The 20523-nt window shown below is 46.9% G+C and carries 15 protein-coding genes; 5 read left to right on the forward strand and 10 right to left on the reverse strand.

Features of this window, described 5'->3' with window-relative positions; translation table 11 throughout:
• Positions 1–63 precede the first annotated feature (63 nt).
• Together B0681_RS02365 and B0681_RS02370 are read right to left on the reverse strand one after the other, a co-directional pair.
• Complete coding sequence (locus B0681_RS02365) at positions 64–621, reverse strand: DUF4440 domain-containing protein (protein WP_078317124.1); 558 nt, start codon at positions 619–621, stop codon at positions 64–66.
• Positions 622–851: 230 nt separating this feature from the next.
• Positions 852–2045, reverse strand: a complete 1194-nt coding sequence (locus tag B0681_RS02370; RefSeq protein ID WP_407661940.1) for a CNNM domain-containing protein — start codon at positions 2043–2045, stop codon at positions 852–854.
• 368 nt (positions 2046–2413) lie between these two features.
• Between B0681_RS02370 and yajC the strand changes: the two genes are divergently transcribed.
• The 3 genes from yajC (at position 2414) to secF (ending at position 5907) form a co-directional block, all read left to right on the forward strand.
• Positions 2414–2752, forward strand: a complete 339-nt coding sequence (gene yajC / locus B0681_RS02375; RefSeq protein WP_078317125.1) for a preprotein translocase subunit YajC — start codon at positions 2414–2416, stop codon at positions 2750–2752.
• A gap of 116 nt (positions 2753–2868) precedes the next feature.
• A complete protein-coding gene (secD, locus tag B0681_RS02380; RefSeq protein ID WP_078317126.1) occupies positions 2869–4746 on the forward strand; it encodes a protein translocase subunit SecD in 1878 nt (625 codons plus the stop codon).
• A 9-nt stretch (positions 4747–4755) separates the two neighbouring features.
• On the forward strand, positions 4756–5907 hold the full coding sequence (gene secF / locus B0681_RS02385; protein WP_078317127.1) for a protein translocase subunit SecF: 1152 nt from the start codon (positions 4756–4758) through the stop codon (positions 5905–5907).
• Positions 5908–6086: 179 nt separating this feature from the next.
• On the opposite strand, the gene B0681_RS02390 is transcribed toward secF, so the two are convergent.
• The 6 genes from B0681_RS02390 to lysS form a co-directional block, all read right to left on the reverse strand.
• Positions 6087–7199 carry a D-alanyl-D-alanine carboxypeptidase family protein gene (locus B0681_RS02390; RefSeq protein ID WP_078317128.1) on the reverse strand — a complete coding sequence of 371 codons (1113 nt, stop codon included), beginning with the start codon at positions 7197–7199 and terminating at the stop codon, positions 6087–6089.
• 190 nt (positions 7200–7389) lie between these two features.
• Positions 7390–9177, reverse strand: coding sequence for a hypothetical protein (locus tag B0681_RS02395; RefSeq protein ID WP_078317129.1), 1788 nt, complete (start codon positions 9175–9177; stop codon positions 7390–7392).
• Positions 9178–9204: 27 nt separating this feature from the next.
• Positions 9205–11637, reverse strand: a complete 2433-nt coding sequence (locus B0681_RS02400) for a hypothetical protein (RefSeq protein WP_078317130.1) — start codon at positions 11635–11637, stop codon at positions 9205–9207.
• Between the two features lie 176 nt (positions 11638–11813).
• On the reverse strand, positions 11814–12683 hold the full coding sequence (locus B0681_RS02405) for a LysR family transcriptional regulator (protein WP_078317131.1): 870 nt from the start codon (positions 12681–12683) through the stop codon (positions 11814–11816).
• A gap of 443 nt (positions 12684–13126) precedes the next feature.
• Positions 13127–15301 (reverse strand): DNA polymerase III subunit gamma/tau, encoded by a 2175-nt coding sequence (dnaX, locus tag B0681_RS02410; RefSeq protein ID WP_078317132.1) that lies wholly within the window; start codon positions 15299–15301, stop codon positions 13127–13129.
• A 15-nt stretch (positions 15302–15316) separates the two neighbouring features.
• Positions 15317–16828, reverse strand: coding sequence for a lysine--tRNA ligase (lysS, locus tag B0681_RS02415; RefSeq protein WP_078317133.1), 1512 nt, complete (start codon positions 16826–16828; stop codon positions 15317–15319).
• A 191-nt stretch (positions 16829–17019) separates the two neighbouring features.
• Here lysS and B0681_RS02420 point away from each other — a divergent pair, with 191 nt between their 5' ends.
• The gene (locus B0681_RS02420; protein ID WP_078317134.1) at positions 17020–17595 is read left to right on the forward strand and encodes an isochorismatase family protein; all 576 of its coding nucleotides are present in this window, start codon (positions 17020–17022) and stop codon (positions 17593–17595) included.
• Between the two features lie 72 nt (positions 17596–17667).
• Here B0681_RS02420 and argJ read toward each other — a convergent pair whose 3' ends face one another.
• Positions 17668–18879, reverse strand: coding sequence for a bifunctional glutamate N-acetyltransferase/amino-acid acetyltransferase ArgJ (gene argJ / locus B0681_RS02425; protein WP_078317135.1), 1212 nt, complete (start codon positions 18877–18879; stop codon positions 17668–17670).
• A 162-nt stretch (positions 18880–19041) separates the two neighbouring features.
• Positions 19042–19857: an exodeoxyribonuclease III gene (gene xthA, locus B0681_RS02430; RefSeq protein WP_078317231.1), complete on the reverse strand. Its 816-nt coding sequence runs from the start codon at positions 19855–19857 to the stop codon at positions 19042–19044.
• Positions 19858–20053: 196 nt separating this feature from the next.
• Between xthA and B0681_RS02435 the strand changes: the two genes are divergently transcribed.
• Positions 20054–20515, forward strand: coding sequence for a thioesterase family protein (locus B0681_RS02435; RefSeq protein ID WP_078317232.1), 462 nt, complete (start codon positions 20054–20056; stop codon positions 20513–20515).
• Positions 20516–20523: the final 8 nt, after the last annotated feature.

Raw genomic sequence — 20523 nt, forward strand, 5'->3', positions numbered from 1 at the left:
AGTTTTGTTATTGTCATACAGACAACTGGCGGTAAGTGTGCAGCAACAATGCAAATGATTTATTTAATCGACGGTCACTTGTGCCACTGAGCGAAGTAGCACAGCGTTATTACCGACTTGAGACAGCGTGGCGCGCGAGGCGGTTTTGATGGTGACTGGTTTGCCATCTTGGGTCCATGTCTCTGTGGTGATGACTTGCGCGCGTGCTTGATTGCCAGCCACGACGATGTTGGTCACATCGATGCGATAACGATAGTTGCTGGCCTTGGCCCAGCTTTTTTGTAACAGTTGCAGATAGCCTTCTTTATCAAGACTGGTCGTTTTGCCATTTCTTGAAAGCGAGATAATGGCGTCATCAGCGATCAAGTGTGAGATTTGGGCGATATTTTGGCTATTGGCTGCCTGACTCATGTTGGTGGCATAGCGCGTGATATCCGACTCACTGATGGCATAAGCAGGCGCTGTGATCAGAGTTTGGACACCGAGCGCACCGACAAACAAACCCAAGCTTAAGCCTTTACCAAGTGGCTTACCGGTGAGTTTGCCTAAGGTGCCAAGCGCTGCAGTAAGAACGCTTGCAGTCGTGGTTTTTTTAAGCATGTTGCGGGTATGGTGTTTCATAGATGACCCTTATAAACTGTGGTCTTGTAAACATTTAAGCGATGTTGCTTGATTAACGGTTAACACCGATGGTGTATGTATTATCATTGGCGGATGATACGATGCAATCTTTAGTATGCCTACAATAGCAAGTTAAACTTAAGCCATGATGGCTAAATGTAACAATATGTTGCAATTATAAGCTGCGCCTGTATCCATTAAGGCCGCCATAAATACACACGGGCGGCATATTATGGTTTGCGCTCATCCACCACAGCTGTATCTTCTTCCAGTGTCGCGCCCAAGCGATGCATGCGACGATCCATCAACTGTCTTGCCAATGCTTGCATATCATCGACGCGATCGAACTCATCGACGATCTCAAGTCCTAGCAAAGTCTCAAGCACATCTTCTAGACTTACCAATCCTTTGACTTCACCGAACTCGCCGACAGCCAATGCAATATGCACGCGTTCTTTTAGCATCAAATCAAGCAAATCAAACAGCTTTAATTTGGCAAATACAAAGTGAATGTCACGGCGAAATTGCTTGATCGGCGTGTGGATCTCTTGGTTGGCTTTGGCGATCAGTAAATCAGATTTTAAAACAAAACCTGTTGCATTGTCCAAATCTTCATTAAAAATCGGAAAGCGAGAAAATGGCAGCTTAGGATATCTGGCAAACACATCACCGACAGTCATATTCTCATCAAATGCAGTGACCACTGAGCGCGGTGTGACGATGTCCTCGACATTGATCATCCCAAGCGCCAAAGAGTTTTTGATGATGCGCGTCTCCATCTCGGTCATCTGCCCTGAGCTTTCGCCTTGATTGGCCAGTGCCAAAAACTCATGGCGGTTAAAGCTGCTTTCTTGATTGCCGCGTGTGAGCAGACGCGAGATCTTCTCAGTGACCCAAATAATTGGCAGCAAAGCAATGTTAATGGCGCGCACATAATAAGCCACAGGAATGGCCAAGCGACGCCAATAAGCGGTGCCAATGGTCTTAGGAATGATCTCAGTACCGATCAAAATGATCAAGGTCATCACCGCGCTAAATACCCCAAACCAAGCATTACCAAAGACGATCACCGCCTGAGCACCAGCACCCAATGACCCCAGCGTGTGCGCGACGGTATTTAATGTTAAGATGGCTGAGATTGATTTTTCGATGTTATCGACTTTGACATTTTTTAAAAGCATCGCCCCTTTGGGATCTTCTTCTGACAAAGTGTCAATATAGCTTGGCGTCATCGTTAATAAAGCCGCTTCAGAGATCGAACACAAAAAAGACACGATCAAGGATAACGAAATAAAAAAGATGAGCAAAATCAAATTGGTACTATCACCGCCAAGCCCAAATGCCGCCTGAGCAGCAAGCGGAATCAGAAGCGCTGAGATGCCAGCGGTGAGAATCAAAGAAGTGCGAATGGATGACTTGGTCAAAAGGGTACGAAATAATCGAGTTGATATTCGGGGTCGCGGTCGGGACATAAGATGATTAAATTGCAAAAATTAGCACCCATATTAAGTGAAATTATCGTCAACTGCAAGCATTGTTTTATAGGTTTTTGTACAAATTGCTTAACAATTAAGCATCCAGCCATCAAAATTGAGCATTCATCGCCCAAAAAACCACCTTAGCATCAATTAACCGCCAAAAACCGTGCCAGCTACCAAAAAAGTATGCTATGATATGCGTTATTTTGTCTTTTACTCAGCCAAATCGGCTAAGTGAATTGTTATTGTAAATCAATGGACTGGTCATCAAAGGCACTGCTTTATTGATGGCTATGCCCAAAATAGGAGATTGTATGTTAGATTTGTTTATTACCGCTGCGCATGCGACCGCAGGTGCGCCAGCTGCAGGCCAGCCTTCTTTTTTGATGAATCTACTGATTCCCGTCGCATTTTTTGCCATTTTTTATTTTTTGATCATCCGCCCACAATCTAAGCGCAATAAGCAGCACAAAGCGATGGTTGATGGTCTGACCGCAGGCAATGAGGTGGTATTTGCCGGTGGCTTGATCGGCCGTGTTAAGAAAGTCGAAGGTGACTATGCGGTGATCACTTTAAATAACACCACTGATGTTAAAATCCAGCGCGCCAGCGTATTGATGGTACTGCCAGCTGGCACCATCGACAACATCTAAATTGATTTGCCCAAGTTTGTATGGCGCATCCAGCAGCCATCATCAAACTTGGGTGTATTTTTTTGTGCCGCCATTGGATTTTGATCAGATGGCAGCTTAATTGAATAAGAATACCTATGCACTACCCTGCTTGGAAATACCTATTAATTGCCGTGGTGCTCATCATTGCTGGCATCTACGCGCTCCCCAATCTGTATCCTGATGAGCCTGCTGTGCAGATCACAGGTGCTTCTGCTGGCACTGAGCTGTCTGCCGATGTGCTAACTCAAGCCGAGACCCTACTGACCAATGCTGGCCTAAACCATCACGACGGCAGTTTTGAAAATAACAGCGCCCTACTGCGTTTATCCAATGCCGAAGACCAATTAAAAGCACAAGAAGTTCTGCGCCGCGATCTGGGCGAACAATATGTTGTGGCGCTGAATTTGGCACAAACCACACCAGAGTGGCTTAGAAACCTCGGTGCCAACCCAATGAAATTGGGTCTGGATTTGCGTGGTGGCGTTCGTTTCGTATTGGAAGTTGATATGGCCAAGGCGCTCGAGCAGCGTCTGGCGACCGCTGCACAAGATGCTCGTCGCGTGCTGCGCGGTGAACAAATCCCAGTTCAAAGCTTACGCACCACCGCTAATGGCATGGTGCTGACCTTCGCTAGCACCGATGACAGAAGCCGAGCCCAAAATGTGCTACAAAGCCAAATGGGCATGGATTTTGCACTGCGTCCTTTTGCAGATACCGAAGGCGCTGCACTTGAGATGGCCTATACCGATGCCAAATTGCAAGAGATCAATGAATACGCCGTCGGCCAAAACTTGACAACTTTGCGCAATCGTATCAATGAATTGGGCGTGGCTGAAGCACTGGTACAGTCTCAAGGCACCAACCGCATCGTCGTTGAGCTGCCGGGTGTTCAAGACACCGCTGAAGCTAAGCGCGTCTTGGGTCGTACCGCAAACCTTGAGTTCCGCTTGGTCAACGAAGCTGACGCCACTTATGCAGGCGGCATTCCACCTGCTGGCACCGAAGCCTTCCCATTTGGCACACTCGATGGCCAGCCGATGCTACTAAACCGCCAAGCCATCATCACCGGTGAACGCGTTCAAGGCGCTCAATCTGGTTTGGATGAAAATGGCCGTCCACAAGTCTCGATCACACTAGACACCGCAGGCGGACGCCTGATGCAAAATGCCACACGCACCACAGTGGGTCAGCAGATGGCCGTGCTGTTTATCGAAAACAAGCAGCGCATCAGCTTTAATGAAGATCCAGCCACTGGCGAGTTGGTTGAGACGCGCACACCTTATACCGAGTCGCGCATCATCAACCGCGCCACCATTAATGCTGTCCTAGGCTCAAGCTTTGTCATCACAGGTCTGGACTCAGATGCCGAGGCAAGCGAGTTGGCACTACTGCTGCGCTCTGGAGCATTGGCAGCGCCGATGTATTTCGTCGAAGAACGCACCATCGGCCCATCACTTGGTCAGGATAATATCGATAAAGGTTTGTTCTCAACCCAGATCGGTTATCTGCTGGTGTTCTTATGGATGATTGTTTTTTATCGCGCGTTTGGGGTGATTGCCAATATTGCTTTGGCCTTTAACTTGATGATGATGGTAGCCATCATGTCAATTCTTGGCTCATCATTGACCTTGCCGGGTATTGCAGGTATTGTTTTGACCATCGGTATGGCGGTCGATGCCAATGTGCTGATCTTTGAGCGCATTCGCGAAGAGCTGGCCAATGGTGCCAGACCCAAATCCGCGATTGTGGCAGGTTTTGATCGCGCATTTAGCTCGATTTTTGATGCCAACATTACCACTTTGCTCATCGCCTTTATTTTGTTCGCCATTGGTACAGGTCCGATTAAGGGCTTTGCCATTACCCTTGCCATCGGTATTGTCTCATCGCTGTTCACAGCGATTATTGTGACTCGTGCGATGATCCAAATTTGGTATGGCAATCGTAAAAACTTAACAAAACTGAGCATCGGTTAGGAGTGAAAGATGAGTAACGAAAACAACCCAATCGACCCAACGACTGGTGCCAATACACCCGCTGAGCCACCGCGCCGTCGTCGTGCGCCGCGTCGTGATGGTAAAGGCGCTAATGCCGCGACCAACCAAAGCGCACTAGCAGATCAAGCCCTGATCGCCGAACCAAGCGACGAAGCTGCCGAAAAAGCTGGCGGTGTCAAACTGATCGCCAATCAGCGCATCATTCCGTTTTTGAAAATCGAAAAGCCAATGATGATCTTGTCTGCCCTGCTGATCATTGCAGGCATCGTTGCAGTGATCATCAAGGGACTGAATTTTGGTTTGGACTTCACAGGTGGCGTCTCGGCCAATGTCAGCTATCAGCAGCCTGTTGAACAATCTCAAGTAGTGCAAGCATTGGCAGAGAATGGCTATCCAGATGCCGTGGTGCAATATCTGGGTACGCGCCAAGAGCTGCTTTTGCGCTTACCCCCACAAGAACAGTCGGCGGATAATCTAAGCGCATCTTTGGATCAGGTTTTGGATTTTGCCAATAACCCATCGACCATCGATAGCATCAGCATCATCGGCAGCCAAGTCGGTAATGAGATTTATCTAAATTCACTACTGGCGCTGTCTGTGGCGCTTGGCATGATGCTGATTTATGTCGGCACGCGTTTTCAGTTTAAGCTAGCATTGGGTGCTGTATTGGCGCTGTTTCATGATGTGATCGTGGTGGTGGGGATTTTTGCCATCATGGGCTGGCCGTTTGATTTGACGGTTCTGGCTGCCGTATTGGCATTGATCGGTTATTCAATCAACGATACCATCGTCGTCTATGACCGCATCCGCGAAAACTTTCGCCGTGTGCGCGGTCTAACTCCGCGTCAGGTCATCGATCTGTCATTGACTGAGACACTGCGCCGTACCATCATGACGGTAGGTACTGTATTTGTGGTGGTCGTTGCCATGATGTTCTTGGGCGGTGATGGCTTATTCTGGTTCTCGGTTGCGCTGTTCATCGGTCTGATCGCAGGTACCTATTCATCAGTGTATATCGCCAGTGTGATTCCGCTGATGCTTGGCCTATCACGAGAGGATTTCGTGGTGAAAGTGAAGCCAGAATTTGAAGAAGAAGTGGTGGTATTCGCCGACCCTGATCTGCAAAACAGCAAAGATTGAACCTATTTAAGTTCGTTAATGATTCACGCTCAAAGTTTGGGCGTGAATTTTTTTATCATTGCTAAGCTGTTAAAAACTTGGCATCTCATATTTGGCTGCAATGATCAATCTTAATAAAACCAAACAAAAACCCCAAAATCATCGGACTTTGGGGCCTAGGTTTCATGGGTGTCGTCAAATCAGCGGCGATAAGCCAGCTCAGTTAGGATGCGCTCAGCATCGCTCCAGCGGTTTTCGCTGTTGGTTGCGCCCAGCAATACCACGATGGCAGGACGGCTATTGACATTAGTTTCCATCACCACGCTATAGCCAGACTCACGGATGTAGCCTGTCTTTTGCACACCGATAGGATATGCACCTTCGCGCACCAAACGGTTGGTGTTGTTGCCTTTATAGGTGCGATTGCCGCTGGTGTAATTGGTGATATAAAAATCGTAAGTCGGTGCGGTAGAGAAGTTGCGGATACTGTGATAACGCGGATCAGAATTGACAGCTTTCATCATGATAAGCAGATCATTGGCCGATGACATATTGCGCGGATCGAGGCCAGATGAGTCGCTGAATTTGGTCTGATACATGCCCATATCACGCGCTTTTTGGTTCATGGCAGCGATAAATGCATCATAGCCACCTGGATAAGTACGCGCCAAGGCTTTGGCAGCTGGATTCTCAGAGCGCATCAAGGTCATCAATAAATACTCTGAGCGCGTCATACGATCGCCTGCTTTTAGGCGTGTGCTGGCTTGCTTGGCACCGACCAAATCCGAGGCGATCAAAGTAATCTCTTCTCGCATGTCAAGCTCAGCATCCAAAATCACCATCGCCGTCATTACTTTACTGATTGAGGCGATCGAACGCTGCACATCGACATTTTTGGTATAAATCGGTTTGCCAGTTTGCAAGTCATATACCAATACCGCGGCTGAACGCGTGGTGACTGCCAGTTCATCAAAAGCCGATGCATAGCTTTGAGTGCTGTAGCTGGTCGGAGCGCTGGTCGTGGCATAAGTGGTAGTCTGCGTCTGGATAGTGGCAGCAGGCGCAGGCGTGACATTGACACGCGTGGCAGTATAGCCCTGTGGCGCTGCTTGTACACTGACATTGGTCACGGTGCTGACCTGTGCTGCTGGCTGCACATAGACAGCATGCGAGGTACTAGACTGCGCAGGCTGCACCTGAGTGACGCGCTGCTGACTGCTGTCGATTGAGAATGCTTGAGCACTGTGAACGGCACCTGCCGTCATTGCCAATAATACCGCCAACTGCTGGCTGGTGCGTTGAAATGCTTTCATGATGTATCATCCCCCTTTTGGATCTGATTTATTTTACCATAAAAATTGGGGAATTTTGCTTTTGCTAATGATTTTCATAAATTGTAACATTTCAATAATAAAAGGTTGGCATCCGTCAACAAAAAGTACTGATCAAGCAACAAATCTACTACGGCTGCGCCAATCCTTATTGAATTATAAATAGGCATCTTTAAGGGTTGGCATCAGAATGATCATTGTCCTCAGGCTGTTGGTCGAGTTCATCAGGCAAAGTAGGCAGTTCAAACTCATCACCGACATCAAGTGCAGAACCCTCACCAGAAAACAATGCCAGCAAAATCTTAGAGTATTTGTCATCACCCGACTGAATGCGCTTCACCAGATCTTGACCGTAGTCACCGATATTGATGGAATTATCCGCGTTCGGTGTGCGATGAGCGGCGGGCAAGCGCGCAAATAGCTCTGGATGAACGCGCGTGATGGTGGTAAAAGTATCAATGATCATCGGCTGTTCGTGACGCAGCTTTTGGTGTTCTTTAGGCAATGTGGGATTGGCCAAATATTGACGCTGATGAATCCAGCTGATGCCGCCTGATTTTAGGCCATAATGCCAAAATCCTTGTTGGCCGTCTTGTGGCACTGCACCGCCCATTTGTACATCGGCTTGATAGCTTTGGCTGACTTGATTTAGGGCATTTAACAGCATACGCACAAACAGTTTGCTGTCGATTTTGACTTCCTCAGCGACCGCTTCGAAACTGGCATCAGTATCCTCAGCATTCACCACCTCAATGACAGACTCACCCTCGATGATGCTGCGCTCGATATTGCCAAAACTTGGCTCGGCAAACTCGCTATAACGACCGATAATGCTGTGATATAAGGTATCGGTAAATAAATAACGCGCATAAGCACGGTCCGCGGCCTGTGGCTGCACGCGAATGATGCTGCCTGTGCCTTTAATGGTGGTGATGGCCTGTTCAGATAAATTGGTCATCAGATGTGGCGTGGCCAGCATCTGATCGCTGTTGATCAAATCAAAAGCGCTGACATTTAGGCTATCAAAACTCTGCTTTTTGGCATCCACGATAAAAGCGATCAAATCGCGGGTAAAGCTCTTTGGCAAACTGCCATCATTAAGATGAAATGCCAGCCATTTATTACGCCATTTATCCCCCAAGGACTTATCAATGGTTTCGCTATTCACCATCGCAAAATTATCCGCCCATAGATAGATAATGCCTTGTTGTAGATCAATGTACAGCGGCTGATTGACATAAAAATTCAAATTTTTGGCTTGATAATGCGCCGCAGGTAGCACCGAGATTTTGCCCGACAAAGGTTGATAATTGCCTATCATGCTAAGCTGTGTCGGTGAGATGAGATAAGCAGATAACAGATCGGCTTTTTTGGCATCCAAGGCGGTATGCTGGCCATCATGCGCTGCTTGATATGTCGCAATACTGGCCGCGCGCACGGCGTCAGCTTGATTTTCGTGCGCTTGCAGCTCTTCATATAAAAGATCAAACTGCGCATCGACTGCCATGTCTTGGGTGCGCTCAAAAAACGCTTCTGCATCAAAACTCTCAGCTGTGTCAATGATGGCATTTCGTTCATTAACACAGCTTTGGTAGGTCTGTTTTAGCGTTTCAAAATCTTCGGTTTTTTCGATGGCGTCGGCCAAAACGCCCTGCTCTGCCATCAGTTTTTTGGTTAAGCTGACATAGGCAGCGTCATGCGCATCCTCACATGCTGTCATAATATCACTGCTGGCCGACTTCTGTTCTTCGCTGGCTTGCGCCAAAGCTTCTTCACGGATGGCGTTTGAGACATGAATTTGAGTATGATAACCAAAAGACTGACGCAGCTGTGCATGCATGGCATCAGATAGAGCCTGCTTGGCATCAACAGGGGCAGTATTAAGTGGTGCAATGCTCGCGCACCCTGTGATGGCAGCGGCAAAGATGGCAAAAACAAGCGGTCGAATGTGTGTTTTCATAAGTGTGGTTCATCCATTGAATGAAAATTAGTGGCTGCTGCTGTCGGTCGTGTCATCGGATTGATCATCTTGATAGTCCTCGCGCGCCGCCTGCGCCAATGTTTTTAATTTCATATCCTCACGGATCTGGCCAAGCCAAGCGGTGCCATCGATGGCATCGGCTGCATCGAAATTTTGCTGCAGCTTGTCGCTGTACGCATGGGCAATCGGCTTGGCGCTAAAGCGGATTTGGGCTGCCACCTCAGTACGGGTATTTTGCATCTGTTGGTCAGCGCTTTGGACAAACTGCATACCGATCAATTTACCGCGGCCATCAAGATAATAATAAAAATGACTGGCCGAATTGATGGGCTGAATGGCTTGTATTAATGATAAAACACTGCCGACATCATCGGTTTGATGGCCTTGATTGATCAATACCCAATCATCGATGGCAGCTTTGATCTTGGCAGGATTGATACGCTCGCTGTGTTTGGCGGTGGATTTATGGCCATCAGGCTTATTTTGATCATCCTCTTCGCTGTCAGCGTACAGCTCAGGATGAGCATCAACATAAGCCTTAAGGTCGGTGGCCAAGGACTTTAGCATAATGCCAACGATCTTACCTGCATCTTGGGTTGATGGGCTAAATTTGATGACTTGGGCTGCACCGATTTGGCGAGCATAGGCGTCTTGATTGGCCGCCACAGGGGTAAAGCGCTCGGCATCCATATGACGAAAGCCTGCCACATGCGCACGCGTAATGGCATCATACACCACTGACATCGGGATCAGACCTTGTAGTGACTTGGGTAAGCCAAATCGGATCAGATCATTATTTAGCGCATCTGTTGGCAGATATTTTGGTGCTGCCAAAGCTATGATAGGCTTGGCTGCCGCCGCATCAAGGGTGATGTGCGACTGTGAAAAGTTCATTTGCATCGGCAGCTGTACCGACTGTTCAGCGGTCGCGGATCGATAATCGAGCGCCAGTACGCTGTTCATTTGGCGAACAGATGGCTGATGATGGCTTAAGATGGTGATGACGGTATTGTCATATTGATACAGATTTTTGGCGGTCAGCTGCTCGGGGGTTTTCTTGATATGATCAAGCATCGATGACAGCATATTGGCATAAATACCGCCCATACCTTCAGGCAGTGGCAATGAATCGTGCGCATGCTGATCATCATGGCTTTGGTCTGGCTGATCTGAGCTTTTCATTTGTTTGTAGGCATCAAACCAGTCTTTAAAGACACTCATCTTGGCGCTATCATCGCCTTCAGCATCTTCATACATCACATAAGTCAGCTGCATTATCAGATCCTCAGCCTCGCGTTTATTGGTCGGCAACTCGATGTCTGACTCCAAAGGATAATGTTCATTAACAGCTTTGGCTTGACAATATGCCGATTGATAATACGCTTCTAGATGGCTTAGTGGATCATTTGAAAGTGTTTTGCCATCATTGGATAGGCGCTGATAGGCTTGATTTTCGGTGTTGATGCATTGCATGATGGCCAGATGCGTATCCAGCTGCGTCTTGTTATGGCTAAATAAAATCTGCTCATAAGGCTCAAAATAAAAATAGTATTTGACAAATGGCTCATTACAGCTTTTGTATTTTTGCCAAGCCATGTCATAAACCTCATAGGCCTCACCGCTTAAGGTTTTGTTTTGGCGGTTGGCTGCCAACACACCGCGCAGATCACGGCTAAAAGTCTGCGCGCACTGGCGAATGCTTGTGATGTCACCGATTTGATAGCTTTGGGCGTCGCTTTGCAGGTCTGTCAGTGCTTGATTGGCTTTTTGGATACAGCCATCCATGGTATTTAGTTCGCTTTTGACACTCGTGCTATTGACGGTGGCGGTAGGATTGTCGTTGATGATCTGATCAAGGTTTAAAGATGCAGCAGACAAACAACTGCGCAATGTAAAAAATTCAGAGGCGATCGCTTCTTTATGAGCTTGATACGGCTCATCCATCGCCACTTCTCTGGAGAGTGCATGATCTGGTGTAATGCCTGCGATCTCATCGTCGTAGCGCAAATAAGGCAAGCTACCATCTTCTGCCAGATAGCTTTCTGTGGTGCGATACGCATCGCTTTGATAGGTGGCGTTATCGCGATTTGACTTAAATTCAGAAGTTTTGATCGCGGTACTCCATAAGCTGTCACTGCCAGCATCGATGCTATCGGCTGTGACATGCGGCAGCGCACGATACTGATAAGTGGACAACACATAGCGCTCGCTGGCCAGATGTGCTTGCATCGCAGCGACCAAAGCCGTCTTTGCAGTGGATGATGGCGTATTTGGATTATCCGAAAACAGCATCGCAGAGGGCTTAGTGGGTTCGACCAAAGGATACTGGGCGCTGCCGCCGCTTTGGCAAGCTTGTAAGATCATCGCTGCCAATGTTAAGCAGCCAGCTTTGATGAGCGTGCGATGGGTGGCATGTCGGTGTGGGGTGCGCTGTTTCATGGAGATATACCAAGCAATAATTTTATTATTAAAAATGGTTTATAATCTAACACAAATTTTGCACACTTGCAAAGATAAACTGCCAAAAGTTAACACAATTCGTCTAAATCCACAGCACTTGGCGATAACCAAAAAAGCCCTGCGATATGCAGAGCTTTTTTTTGGTAGATCATCGATTATTTTTTGAAGTAGGCTTCTAAAACTTCGATGCACTTTTGGGCTTTGACTGGCGTCTGTTCTTTTGAGATGGTCACAGCGCTCAAGGTCAGGCTTGGTAGCTTGTGCGATGGCAAGACTTTAACCAATTTACCCGACTCCAGCAATGCTTTGGCATCGACCTCATTGGTCTTGGTGATGCCATAACCTTCGGCTGCCAAGTTCAAGGCGATGGCGTGATTATTGGTGATCAGACGCGAGTTGATGCGGATGGTCTGCTTGCCATTATTATCACGAAATTCGATGTTCTCGGTTGGCTTTTCGCCGCACAAAATCACCGTCTGTGATGATAATGCTTTTGGATTTTCGACATCGCCGTGGGTTTTTAGGTACTCAGGTGAGGCCACCAAAAACTGCTCAACTGATTTTAGTGCGATGCCTTGGCTGTTTTCGCTCAATAACAGCGCCACATCCACGCGATCTTCGATCATATCCAGATTATCGCGCGAGATGATGTTTAATGACAAATTATCATGCTCAACCAACCAATCTGCCAATGCAGGCAGCAGATATGCTTTTGCCAGCTCTGGCATAGTGGCGATGCGTAAGCTGCCTGATAGCTCATCTTTAAGTTGGATGACGCTGTCACGGCCCTGCTCAGCAGCTTTCACCATTTGCGTGGCGGCATTATATAGGCTTTCACCGGCTTCGGTTAGGCTTAATTTGCGTGTTGAGCGATGGAGTAACGAGACGCCCAAATCGGTTTCTAGCGAGCGAATTTGTTGGCTAACAGCACTGGTCGTAATGCCTAATTCTTTGGCAGCACCGCTAAAAGAACCGTGGCGCACTACGCTTGCAAATACCGCCATACCTCGTAAATTATCTAACATATTCACCTCGAATTATTTAAGTTTATTTGTATCCATTAATTAATATAATCTGCATTTATAAAAAAAGCAGATCATTATATAAAAAATTAGACAGCGATTTAAGAAAAATCGTGACCATTCAGTCATTTATCAATGATTATTAGAAATCAAGATGAACAAATTATAGCTGTTTAGATAATTTTTTCAAGCCAATTTTTAAAAATCATCAATCCCATGCAATTAAAGAGGATTTAACTGATTATCACAAAATTTATGGAATACAACTATAAAGCAAATTTAATCTATTGGCAAGAAATTGTACAGAAAAAATGTATCTCATTGTAATTATTTTTGCATTATTTTAACAGATTGGATATACAGTAAGAATTGCTTAATGTTATTCAGGCGTTGGCAATAATTCTAAACCGTCCACAGGCGATGTGACTGTCAAGAAGTTTGGCTAATCAATCGATGGACAGCTTAGCATTGGTAAGTACAGGGGTGCCATCATCGATGATATAGCCCTCATGCCACAATTTTTGGAATACGGGGCTGTTAATCAGCTGATTTTGGGCATCGATGCGCAGCTGCTGTTGGCGCGCTTCGGACAGTTGGCGTGGCACCAAGTCCAATTGATCACTGACGATGGCCTCAGGTGCAACATTCAGCTCTGGATAATGTTCTGTGAATTTTTGCAGTAGGCTATTAAAGCTGGATTTGACTTGAGAGTTTTGTTCAGCGATGTATAGCTGGCTTAGCCCCTTAATCTCGCCTTGCATCATGCTACCAGCCATCAGTGCCAGCTCATCAGGCGAAAAGTGGCCATCGACACGCGCCTGATGCAGCCAATAATCCCATTTGCTCGCATCCCAAGTACCGATAAGTTCGACAGGCGCGGGTTTTAGCCGCTCGATCATCTGCGCTTGGGTCATCAGTGTGCCAACTTGTGAATTTGGTGCGGTACTACTGTCCTTGATCGCGTCATCCGAGGCCTTGGTGTCAGCGGTCAGATCGGCGTCACTGATGTGATTCACCTCATCGATGGTCTCGGTAAAATCTGCCTGTGCCATATCCTCGGCAGCGACAACATGCTCGCTCGCCAGTACAGACAAAGATGGCTCAGCCTCGATTTGCTCTAGCTCTTCGTGTAGATTGACCGCCTCAGTATTGGCATCAGCTTCATCCAAGCTCTGTTCATCGGTCGATGAATTCACATCCTGAATATCATTGTCATTATAGGGTAAAGATTCTGCACTGACATTGTCAGTATTATCCAATGATCTCATTAAAGTATGATCTGCCACATCGATGGCATCTGCCGCTTGCATCGCCTCAGATGGCTTTAAGGGCGTATTGTGTGGTATGTCAGATGATTCATCACTCTTAGGCTCGATAGCGCCAAGATCTGCTTGGGCAGTCATATCCTGAGCAGTGTCAACATCAGACAGATCAGCCACATGCTCGTGGTGCTTGGATGTCATTGTGGTGACGGTGGCATCATCGCTAGGCTCCTGACTGGCGGCTGGCATGATCACCTCATCGACTGCTAACGGACGAAACGCAAGCAATCGCAAAATACCCATCTCAAGCGCCTGCATCGGCGTACTAGCCAGACGGATGCCATCACGGCTTTTGATTAGGATCTCATAATATAGCTGCAATACATCATCGCTGATCTGTTTGGATAGCTCGAGCAGTGCCGTCTGTTCAGCTTCGCTCATATCAAGCGGTGTCTGTGGCAGAATTTGTAATAATGCCATCTGATGAATACGGTCAATCAGCTCATCAAACACAGATGCAGCATCCACCATCTTTTCACGCATCAATGCAATCTGCGAGCTGACCGCAGGCTTATCATCTTGATAAATCGCTGCTATCAAAGCTAGCACATCGGTGCTATTAACCAGCCCAAGCATTTCATTGACCGTGTCGGCTTGGATTGCACCACCACCAAAAGCAATCGCCTGATCGGTCAGTGACAGTGCATCACGCACCGAACCTTTGGCAGCGCTGGCAAGTTGCCACAGTGCAGACTCGCTATATGCCACAGATTCTTGCGATAGCACCTTGGCCAGATGCTCAGCAAGCAATGCTTGAGGCATCGGACGCAGCACAAACTGCAGACAGCGTGAGATGATGGTAATCGGCAGCTTCTGTGGATCGGTGGTGGCAAAGATAAATTTGACATGCTCAGGCGGCTCTTCAAGCGTCTTTAAGAGTGCATTGAACGAGTGCGTCGATAACATATGCACTTCGTCAATCAGATAGACTTTGTAGCGACCTTGTACAGGTGCATAAGGCACATTTTCGAGCAGATCTCTGGTGTCTTCGACCTTAGTGCGACTGGCAGCATCAATCTCAATCAAGTCCAAAAATCGCCCTGCATCGATTGACTGGCAAGTATCACAGACACCGCACGGCGTACTTGTGATGCCTGTTTCGCAGTTTAGGCATTTGGCGAGAATACGAGCAATGGTCGTCTTACCCACACCGCGCGTGCCGGTAAACAGATAGGCGTGATGCAGCCTACCCGTATCGATGGCATTGGCAAGCGCCTGCGATACATGGGTCTGCCCCAATAGTTCGCTAAAATCTTTGGGGCGATATTTTCTTGCTAGGACTTGATATTGCTCGGTCATCGGGCAGCCTTGGGCTTATTTTTGACGCATATGCGGGAACAAAATCACATCACGAATGCTTGGCGCATCAGCAAATAGCATCACCAAGCGGTCAATACCGATGCCTTCACCCGCTGTCGGTGGCAAACCATACTCAAGCGCTTCGATAAAGTCAGCATCATAATGCATCGCTTCATCATCGCCAGCGTCTTTTTCGGCGACCTGTGCTTGGAAGCGTTCGGCTTGGTCGATTGGGTCATTAAGCTCACTAAAGCCATTGGCAAGCTCACGGCCACCGATAAAGAACTCAAAACGATCTGTGATGTGCGGATTGTGATCATTGCGGCGTGCCAGTGGCGATGTCTCAGCAGGATATTCAGTGATGAATGTCGGCTGACGAAGCTTTGATTCGACCGTTTCTTCAAAGACGATGGTCTGTAATTTACCCAAGCCAAAGCCTGGCTTAACTTCCTCTTTAAGCACTTCTTTGACAAATTTTGCCAAAAACTCACGGTCATTGACATTGTCAGGCGTAAAGCTTGGGTTATGCTCAAGAATGGCATCGAACATTGAGATTTTCTTAAAAGGCCCTTTGAAGCTGAATACTTCGCCTTGGTATGGCACATCGGTCGTGCCTAGAATATCGATGGCAAGTTTTTCAAGCATATTTTCGGTCAATGCCATCAAATCTTTGTAATCGGCATACGCTTGATAAAACTCAATCATGGTAAATTCAGGATTGTGGCGGGTTGACACACCTTCGTTACGGAAGTTACGGTTGATTTCAAAGACTCGCTCAAAGCCCCCGACTACCAAGCGTTTTAGGTATAATTCTGGTGCGATACGCAAAAACAGTGGCATATCCAGTGCATTGTGATGTGTCTCAAATGGACGTGCTGATGCACCACCTGGGATGACGTGCATCATCGGCGTTTCGACTTCCATAAAGCGTTCTTTGCTCAGAAACTCACGAATACCTGCGACGACTTTTGCACGAATCTCAAAGGTGCGTTTAGTTTCTTCATTGACAATCAAATCTAAATAACGCTGACGGTATTTAACTTCGGTATCGGTCAAGCCGTGGAATTTGTCAGGCAATGGGCGTAGTGATTTGGTCAATAGCTCAAAGTCTTCTAGGTGGATGTACAAATCCCCCTTGCCAGAGCGGCCGATATAGCCTGATGCTGCCACGATATCACCCAAATCGAGTGATTTGATGGTTTCTAGAGTCTCGCTTGGCAAGCCTTTGCGATCGACATACAGCTGGATGCGACCAGTCATATCTTGGATGACAATGAATGAGCCACGGTTTAGCATCACACGGCCAGCGACTTTGGCATAGACTTTGTCGCCTGCTTCGATGGTTGCCTTGTCCACGCCATCAAATTGATTTTGTAGGTCTTGGCAATAATCTTCACGCTTAAAGGTGTTTGGATAAGCAGTTTTGCCTTGCTCTGCTGCCTTTTGTTGTAGTGCTTCTAGCTTGGCATGGCGTTGGGCGATTAGATCGTTTTCAGAAATGTGTTCGGCTTGTGTTTGCTCAGTCATGATGATCCCAAATTAAGTGTAAAATAAAAAACAAAAGATAGACTATTGTATCAGATTATCCGCCATCAATCATTATTAAATTGACATTAAATTGGCAAATTTTTATCAAAAATGCTTTGATGCAAAAGATTTGGCAAGTATCCAAAAAACTGCTATGATAACCAAAACCCACAACCAAAAAGGAGTTTGTGATGGCGACCAAAACTGTTGGTGTCCCTTATCGTATCTTGCGTGATGATACGCAAGCCATTATGATTGATGTTCAAGAAAAACTCACCCCGCATATCCATGATCACGAAGCCATCACGGACAAAATGGCGATCCTTATCCAAGGTCTGCAAGCGCTTGGCGTGCCTGTGATGCTAAACGAACAATACAAAAAAGGTCTGGGCGAAACCATTGCCAAATTGACAGATGTGCTGGATGATACGAACAAACAAAGCTTTGAGAAACTCAGCTTTAGCGTCTGTGACAATCCGCCATCTTGGGCGCATATCGTCCGCCAAAACCGCCGTATCGCACTATTATTTGGCATCGAAACCCATGTCTGTGTACTGCAGACGGCATTGGATTTATTAGATAATGGGATGCAGCCTGTGATCGTCGCTGATGCGGTCGGATCTCGCAATCCTTATGATAAGAAAATCGCCCTACGCCGTATGCGTCGTGCTGGTGCGGTGATTACAACTACCGAAGCGATTTTATTTGAGCTGCTTCGTGGTGCGGATGACCCTGCCTTTAAGACCATTTCAAAATTAGTGAAATAATTTTAAAATAAAAATAGCTTATCGACTGGATAAGCTATTTTATGGTTATCGGCTGATAATGACATCTGAGATTTATGAACGATAATCGGCGTTAATCTTCACATAGTCATAAGACAAATCGCAGGTATAAACAGTATCTGTGGCATCACCACGCCCAAGCTCAATGTGTACAGTGATCTCAGGGCGCTTCATGACTTCACTGCCACGCGCTTCGGTGTAGCCATCTGCCAATCCACCACGCTCACAGATGGATACTTCATCGAGTGCGACACTGACACGGCTTTGGTCAAGCTCAATACCTGCATAGCCAACCGCTGCTAGGATGCGACCCCAGTTCGGATCAGAGGCAAAAAACGCCGTCTTGACCAATGGCGAATGTGCCACTGCATAAGCAACATCGGCACACTCATTGGTGTCTTTACCACCAGTGACTTTGACCGTGATGAACTTGCTCGCCCCTTCGCCATCACGCACAATCAGCGTCGCCAAGCGGACAAACACACGCTCAAGTGCAGCATAAAACTCGCCAAACTGCGGATGGCTCTCGCCAATCTCACCGGCTGCGCCTGTAGCAATCAGCGTACAGCAGTCATTAGTCGATGTATCACCATCGATGGTGATGCGGTTGAATGAGGCGTTGGTCAGCTTGATGAGCATGGACTGAAGCGCAGCTTGATCAATCTTGGCATCAGTCGCCACAAAGCCAAGCATCGTCGCCATATTTGGGCGAATCATCCCTGCACCCTTTGAGATGCCTGTGATGTGATAATCCACGCCATCAATACTCACCTTCTCACTAGCAATCTTTGGGATAGTATCAGTCGTACAGATACCATGTGCTGCATCCAGCCAGTTATTTTCGGACAAATCTGCCAAAGCATTATCCAGTCCTAATATGATCTTATCACTGGGTAGGGTTTCACCGATGACACCAGTTGAGTAGGGTAAGATTTGCTCGATGCTCACACCAGCTTTATTTGCCAAGGCATCACAAGTGGCAAGTGCACGCTCGACGCCATCAGCACCTGTTGCGGCATTGGCATTGCCAGTATTGATGAGTAGATGTGTAGGCACTGTATTTGCAATGTGCTTACGAAGTACTTGCACAGGTGCGGCACAGAATTGATTTTGGGTGGTGACCGCTGCCACGCTCGCCCCTTTTGCAATCTCAAACACCACCAAATCACGGCGGTCGGCATATCGCACGTGCGCCTTGGTCGTGCCGATTTTGACACCAAAAATTGGATAAATCGTCTGCGGAATACTAATATCACCGACTGCCATAACATCACTCCATGTTGCTAAATTACAAAACTAACTGCGATATTCACTAATTTATCGCTGATAGTCATCTAAAAATTGTCGTCAAAAATTGGCTGTTTTATGATCAATTGAGATAATCCACTTAACCATCGCTCAATTGACAAACCATCATGACAAAACCCATTACAAATCAAACTTCGCCCAAATCGGTGCATGATCCGATGGTTTGTCCATGCCACGAATATCATAGCTGATGCCAGCATCGATACAGTCGGCTTTTAGTCCATCGGTGCACAATATATGGTCAATACGAAGTCCACGCTTAGGTGTATCCTCAAAGCCACGAGAGCGATAATCAAACCAGCTAAATTCATCAGCACTATCTGGACGAAATAGGCGATAAGTATCGCTTAGACCTGTCGCCATCAAGGCTTGATACCAGTCTCGCTCTTCGGGCAAAAATGAACAAGTCCCCTTGGCAAGCCAGCGTTTGGCATTGATTTCACCGATACCGACATCGATATCCAGTGGCGAGATATTCATATCACCCATGATGACAAGCTCACGCCCATCAGCCATCAGCTCACTGATATAACGGTTCAAATCTGCATAAAATGCACGCTTCATGGGAAATTTGGTCTCGTGGCTACGGTTTTCGCCTTGGGGAAAATAGCCATTGATTACATCCACCACACGACCATCGAAATCGTAGCGTGCATGAATCAAGCGACGCTGAGCCTCAGCATCACGAAACGGAAAGCCCTTTTGCACAAAAATCGGTGCCGTCTTTGATACCAGTGCCACACCATAATGTGACTTTTGCCCAAAAAATTCCACATGATAGCCAAGCTCACTTGCCATCTCGAGTGGAAACGCTTCATCATGCACTTTGGTTTCTTGTAATCCGATGATATCTGCGTTCAAGCTTTCTTTGACGGCTTGTAGCTGATGCGGTCTGGCTCGAAGTCCATTGATATTAAAACTGACAAAGGTAGTCATCATAAAACGCCTAACAACATAAAATTGCTGACTATTGTAACAATTTTTTGGGATAAATGGCGAAAATTTTTTTTGTACTGTGATGACTTTGGTGATTGTTATCTTACCGTGCTTGGCACTACCACCAAGCCATGAAAAGGTGTACAATAGTAAGCCAATCGATGCTAAGACTTGGCAGATTATCAAGGAATTTATGATGGCTATTTTTCAAAAAAACTACAAGGTCTATATCAATCACACCGACGCAGGTGGGATCGTCTATCATGCCAATCATCTCACTTTTTTTGAAAATTGTCGCCGTGATTGGTTGGCGTCCTTAGGCTATGATGGCTACTTTTTTGATTTATCCGAGGATGGCGACAGTACGGCGAATACCCATGGTCAAGGCGGTGCAGTGCATTTTGTGGTAAGTCAAGCCGAACTAAAATATATCACCCCGCTATTGGTCGATGATGAGCTGATCGTTACCGTAGATAGTTTGACCATCAAGCCTGCAAGCCTAATCCTATCCCAAAGCATCTATCGACCTAATAGTGACAAGCCTGCCACCACAGGCAGTATCACGCTTGCGTGCGTGCGTAATGATGGCAAGGCAATTCGTCCACACCGTTTGCCTGCCTCGTTTGTACAGACGCTGACTGGCTTGCCATCGATATAAATACGCTG

Origin of the sequence: Moraxella porci DSM 25326 (genome assembly GCF_002014855.1) — a bacterium.
GTDB lineage: Bacteria > Pseudomonadota > Gammaproteobacteria > Pseudomonadales > Moraxellaceae > Moraxella > Moraxella porci.